The organism is bacterium (assembly GCA_041648665.1).
Taxonomy (GTDB): domain Bacteria; phylum UBA10199; class UBA10199; order 2-02-FULL-44-16; family JAAZCA01; genus JAFGMW01.
Genome location: JBAZOP010000132.1, coordinates 1 through 5,777, shown reverse-complemented (window position 1 = coordinate 5,777; position 5,777 = coordinate 1). Strand labels below are relative to the sequence as shown.

5 protein-coding genes are annotated in these 5,777 nt (G+C 58.9%); 1 reads left to right on the top strand and 4 read right to left on the bottom strand.

Annotated elements, in window-relative coordinates; translation table 11 throughout:
* From WC683_19005 to WC683_18990, 4 genes are all read right to left on the bottom strand, one after another.
* On the bottom strand, positions 1-282 hold a 282-nt coding region (locus tag WC683_19005), incomplete at its 3' end, for a YebC/PmpR family DNA-binding transcriptional regulator (GenBank protein ID MFA4974701.1).
* A 129-nt stretch (positions 283-411) separates the two neighbouring features.
* Complete coding sequence (locus tag WC683_19000) at positions 412-1,470, bottom strand: PilT/PilU family type 4a pilus ATPase (GenBank protein MFA4974700.1); 1,059 nt, start codon at positions 1,468-1,470, stop codon at positions 412-414.
* Positions 1,471-1,533: 63 nt separating this feature from the next.
* A complete protein-coding gene (locus tag WC683_18995) occupies positions 1,534-3,138 on the bottom strand; it encodes a hypothetical protein (protein MFA4974699.1) in 1,605 nt (534 codons plus the stop codon).
* A complete protein-coding gene (locus WC683_18990; GenBank protein ID MFA4974698.1) occupies positions 3,135-4,727 on the bottom strand; it encodes a hypothetical protein in 1,593 nt (530 codons plus the stop codon). The genes WC683_18995 and WC683_18990 overlap by 4 nt, the downstream gene beginning before the upstream one ends.
* Before the next feature lie 101 nt (positions 4,728-4,828).
* Here WC683_18990 and WC683_18985 point away from each other — a divergent pair.
* Positions 4,829-5,777 (top strand): ATPase, T2SS/T4P/T4SS family (locus tag WC683_18985; GenBank protein MFA4974697.1); only part of this gene is annotated, 949 nt, incomplete at its 3' end.

Sequence of the window (5,777 nt, the reverse complement as noted above, 5' to 3'; positions counted from 1 at the left end):
GCCGCTGGGGCCGTATCCCTCGAAGGTTATCTCTTCGTAGGTTGAGCCCTCGAGCTCTCCCGTTCCCTTTTTGATTGCGCGGGCGACGTTGTCATTGGGCATATTGGCTGCACGCGCCTTGTCAAGAATAGTGCGAAGCCTGGGGTTGTGATCCGGATCACCGCCCCCGATCCGTGCGGCAATCGTGATCTCCTTGATGAACTTCGAGAAGAGCTTGCCTCGTTTGGCATCCGCGGCCCCCTTTTTGTGTTTTATGGAAGACCATTTATTGTGACCTGACATGCAGCTTGCTCCTTTTCTTTAGCGTAAGTAGCGTAAGTGATGAGGGAGTTTTAACGGCGCAGACACTAGCAGAAAGCCTGAAGGGTTGTAAAGGGCTGATTTACTTTGCAAAACCGGACTAATGCACTGTCAGCGAAGGGCTGCGTTGAAGTCGTTCACGTCCACGGATTTGCGGCGCGCTTCCTTTTCTTCGATCAAGCCCTTCTTCACGAGTCCGGCCAGGGACTGATCCATGGTGAACATCTCGGTTTCCTTCTGTCCCACCTGCATCTGCGCCGGGATCTGGTGGGTCTTGCCTTCGCGGATCATGTTGCGCATGCCGGAGTTGGGCAGAAGGGCCTCCACCGCGAGCGCTCGGCCGCCGCCGATTCGGGGAATGAGCTGTTGGCAGAATATCCCCTCCAGGATGAATGAGAGCTGCGTCCTCACCTGCGGCTGCTGGTGGGGCGGGAAGACGTCGATTATGCGGTCCACGGTCTGGACCGCAGTGTTGGTGTGCAAAGTCGCGAATACGAGATGTCCCGTCTCGGCGATGGTGATCGCGTTCTGGATCGTCTCCAGATCGCGCATCTCGCCCACGAGCACCACGTCCGGGTCTTCGCGGAGCGCGTATTTCAGGGCGCTCTGGAATGAGGAGGTGTCCTGGCCGATCTCGCGCTGGTTTATGATGCAGTTCTTCTGCGTATAGATGTATTCGATCGGGTCCTCTATCGTTATTATGTGGTCGTGCCGGGTGCGGTTTATCCGCTCGATCATGGCGGCGAGGCTGGTGGACTTGCCGCTGCCGGTGACCCCCGTCACGAGGACGAGGCCCCTCGCTTTTTCGGTTATCTTCAACATGCAGTCGTGCAGGCCGAGCTCTTCGGGCTCGGGTATGATGAACGGAATGACTCGAAAGGCGCCGGCGATCGTGTCGAGCGAATAGAACAGGTTGGCGCGGACCCTCGATCGCTCGCCGACGCTGAATGCGAGGTCGATGGTCCTCTGCGAGTCCAGCTTCATGACCTGTTCCTGGCTCAGGCACTGGAAACATATCTCCTTGGCGTGCTCTGCGGTGAGCGGTTTGTCGGAGGCCGGCACCAGGGTGCCGTCGATGCGGAACGCAGGAGGGACGCCGGTGTTTATGTGCAGGTCGCTTGCGTTCCTGGATATTGCCTCGGTGAGCAGATCGGTGAGTTCTAGCGACATCGTGAGCCTCCCTGGGTATCCGTCCGGCTGTGAAAAGTATATGAAGGGTATAAAGTAATCAAGCTAAAGACGATCGATCCCTTTCTCCACCCTCTCTATCATCTCGATGGCGGGATTCTTGTCGAGCGCGAGCTCCTGGATGAGCTTTTTGAATTTCGGCCTGTCTCTGAGATAGACGAACCCCTCGTTGGTCCCGAAGACGAGCCGCCATTCCGGATGGCCCCAGAGGTATTTGTGGAGCAGGCCCTGGTCCCACGCCCTGTAGCCCGGCAAGAGGATGTAATCTATGTCGTATTTCCTGATCAGCTCTTCGAAATTCCTGCTGTTCCTGAACGCCTCGATGAATTCCTTGAAGAAGGAGTCGCCGTATATCGGCGTGCGGCCGTCGATGAAGACCCTCTCCCCGGGCCACCTCGTGAGCATGAGGTAGCCGCCCAGGCCCATGTCGTTCAACACGCGGCCCTTGATGCCGTACTCGTCGAGAAACTTGATGAGGTTCGCGGGGGCGCTGTAATAGGCGACTCCGCGGCCGGGCCTGCTCCAGAGCCTGTGCTCGAACTTCATCGGGATGCCGAAGGCGAGCGTCATGGCGGATATCGCGAACGCGGCGGCGACGTTGATCCAGCATGCGACGTTCGATGCCTGTCCCGGTTTTCTCCGCAGCTCGGCGAAGTTCTGCATCATGAGGGGGAGGTTGACCAGCGTCATCTCCGGCACGAACCGATGACCCCTGGCCAGCAGGAACATCGTGCCGGCCGCGAGCATCAGGCTGGAGAACCTTATCCTGCTGGCATTTGCAGCGAACGAGGCCAGGGACGCGGCCGCGACGGCCAGGGCGATGGCGGGAGGCACTATCATGTCCAGCTCAGGGTGGAGCAGGGGGAGCCATTCGTCCGTGAAACTGAGGATGGTGGTCGCCCTGTTCAGCTCCAGATAGAGCGGGAATATGTCGATGCCCCACGGATTCAGCGCGCAAGCGGCCAGCGAGGCAAACCCGACGAGCCATAGCGCCCTGATCTTCGCCCAACCGAGAGGCTCGGGGCCGCCCAGCCTCTGTCGAAGCAGCGCCTGCATGGTCTCGCCGAAGGCGAACGCAAAGAGGATCATGGGGCCGAGGAGGCCGCCGCCGTGGCAGTTGATCCAGAGCACCTGCAACAGCGGCAGCGCCCATATCGCGCGCGTCCCGTCCCGGACGTATCTGTGGAGCACGAGGCAGAATGCGGCGAGGAAGAGCATGCCGAGGAAGAACGGCCGATCCATCATCCTGTAAGAGCTTGACCAGATGAACAGCACTGCGCCCCAGATAGCCAGGTTCCTGGAACGCGAGAGGAAGTCTATCGTGCGAAAGAGCAGCAGTGATATCGCGGCGGCCATGAGGACCCTGACCGCTATCAGCCCGTCGGTCCCCGCAAGATCGAACAGACGCCATTGGAGGAGCTGGAAGAGCCACTCCTGGTTCACCCACGGCGCGCCGAAGGCGGTGTAAGAAAACAGGTCGTATCGCAATATCTGTCCCAGCATCGACATGGCGCGGCCGATGGCCAGGTGCCACCACAGGTCGAACCCCGCTATCTCGACCGCGCTCGCGGAGATCAAAAATCCGAAGAGGGAGGCGAGGCAGATGACGACGGAAGGCCTGTGCGCTCTGAAGTAGCTTTCTCGTTTCATTTGATTCCGGCCTTCTCCATCCGCTCCATCTCTTCGATGAGGGGATTCCTCTTGATGCCGAACTTTTTGATTAGTTTTTCGAACTTGGGCACGTCCTTGAGGTAGATCAGCCCGTCCTCCATGGCGTAAATGAGGCGCCACTTCTTGCTCTCCCAGAGGTACTTGTGCATGTGGCGGCTTCCCCAGAGATTGATCCTGTTGAAGACGAGGTAGTCGATGTCGTAACGCTCCATGGTTTCGTCGAAGTTGCGCGAGTTGTTTGATGCCTCGATGAACTCCTTGAAGAACTCGTCGCCGTATACCGGCGTGCGGCCGTCGATGAAGACCCGCTCTCTCGGCCAGCGCCTGAAGATCATGTATGCGCCCAGGCCCATGTCGTTGAAGACCCTGCCCCTGATGTTATGGTATTCCAGAAAATCCACCAGGTGCGTGGGCGCTGAAAAGGCGGGCGCCCCCAGCCCCATCCTCACGATGGGTTTGTCTACCATCGAGATGGGCACCCCGAATATCAGCACCAGCGCCGCGATGACGGAGGCCAGGCAGACGTGGATCCACGATCGCTGCGGTCTGGGCGCGCGCGCGGGCAAGAGGCTTTCCTTGAAATTCATGAACATCAGCGGGAGATTCGCGACGAGCATCTCGGGCCCGAAGCGGTGTCCGCGGATCAGCAGGAGAGACGTGAAGCCTGACACAAAGAGAAAGGAAAGCCGCGCCCTCTTTGCGTTGCACACAAAAGAGACGAACGTGCCGAGCACGGTCAACATATAGATGTACGGTGGTATCGAATAGTCCAGCTTGGGGTTGAGCGGCGGGAACCATTCCTGCGTGTACATGAGCACGGTCCCCATTTTCTTCAAGTCGGTGAAATACTGAAATATTTCCGCTCCCCAGGGGTTTATGAGGCTCGTGGCGATGCAGGCCAGTCCTATGAGCCACAGCCTCTCGATCTTGCGCCTTTCGATGGGGGGAGGCCCGCCGAATCCGGAAGGCAGAAGTGTTTGCACCGTCTCTCCAACGGCGAAGGCGAGGACGAAAGCGGGCCCCAGGAGGCCGCCGCCGTGGCAGTTGATCCAGATCACCTGCAGCAGGGGGAGCAGCCATATCGCCTTTGTATCGCGCCTTATGTATCTGTGGATGATGAGGCAGTAAACGCCTATCAGGATGATGACGACCATGAACGGCCTGTTCATGACGCGAAACGAGACCCCCCAGAGGAATATGATTGCGCTCCACAGCGCCATGTCTCTGGACGATGTGAGGTATGAGGTCGTTCGGAAGACCAGCCATGTGCCGCTGCCGAGCAGGGCCGCCTTGAAGAAGACCAGGCCGCTCTCTCCCAGGTGATCGAAGATCAGCCACTGGACCACCTGGAAGAGCCACTGGTGGTTGATCCAGGGCGCTCCGAAGGCGGTGAATGAGAATATGTCGTTGCCTGGGATGATCTTGAGATTGACTATCACCCATCCTGTTGCGAGCTGCCACCAGACGTCGAACCCCGTGATTATGATGGCGCCCAGGGCCACTACCAGTGCTGCTATGGGAGCTGCATAGACCGGCGCAGAGGGAGGATTGTCATCGAGAAGGCGCATCGAGACACCCTATATCATATGAATCCTGATGAAGCCAATCACCAAGCGCGTTGACCTGACCCTCCTTGCCTGCTAAGATTTTATATTTGCAGGGGGATGCGATGGCTCAGGTCAGTTTCCAGGTCCTGGACAATATCGGACAGAAGCTGGTGGATGAGGGGCTCATCAGCCCTGACCAGCTGGCCGTTGCCCAGGAGACCCTCAAGAACCTCGGCGGCGACCTCGGGCATGTCCTTATCAAGAAGGGTTTCATTTCGGAGGAGCAGGTCCTCGAGTTCCTGAGCCAGCGGCTCAATATCCCTTTCATGTCGCTGAAGGACTATACGATAGACCAGGAGGTCATCAAACTGGTGCCCGTGAGCCTCGCCAAGAAATATCACTTCATGCCGCTCTTCAAGATCGAGGACACCATCACGGTGGCGATGGCCGACCCACTGGACGTCTTCGCTCTGGACGACCTCCGCAGCGCGCTCAAGTGCCGCATTCAGCCGGTGCTTGCCTCGGCGGCCGAGATCGAGAAGTTGGTGGCGGAGAGCTATAGGCTGGTGGAACCCTCCGATGAGAAGGCCGACGAGATCGAGGTGGTGGAGTACGGCGCCGACACCGGGGAAGAGGTGGCGGACAGGCTTCGCGAGATAGCGTCCGGCGCCCGCATCGTCTCCGAGGTCAACAGGATCATGCGCACGGCGGTGAGGGAGAACGCCAGCGACATACACATCGAGCCGCAGGCGGGCGCCATCAAGATTCGCAACCGCATAGACGGAGTCCTCGAGGAGAGGATCATACTCCCCAAGCAGATGCAGTTGCCGATCGTCACGCGCATCAAGATCATCGCGAACATGGACATAGCCGAGCGCAGGGTGCCGCAGGACGGCCGCGTGCGCATCAGGCTGGCCGGCCATCTCCTCGACATGCGCATCTCGACCTATCCCACGATGTACGGGGAGAAGGTGGTGATAAGGCTCCTGGCGAAGGAACAGGTCCTCGGCCTTGAGTCGCTCGGCATGTATCTCGAAGAGCGCACGGTCTTCGAAAAGATAATCACCGCTC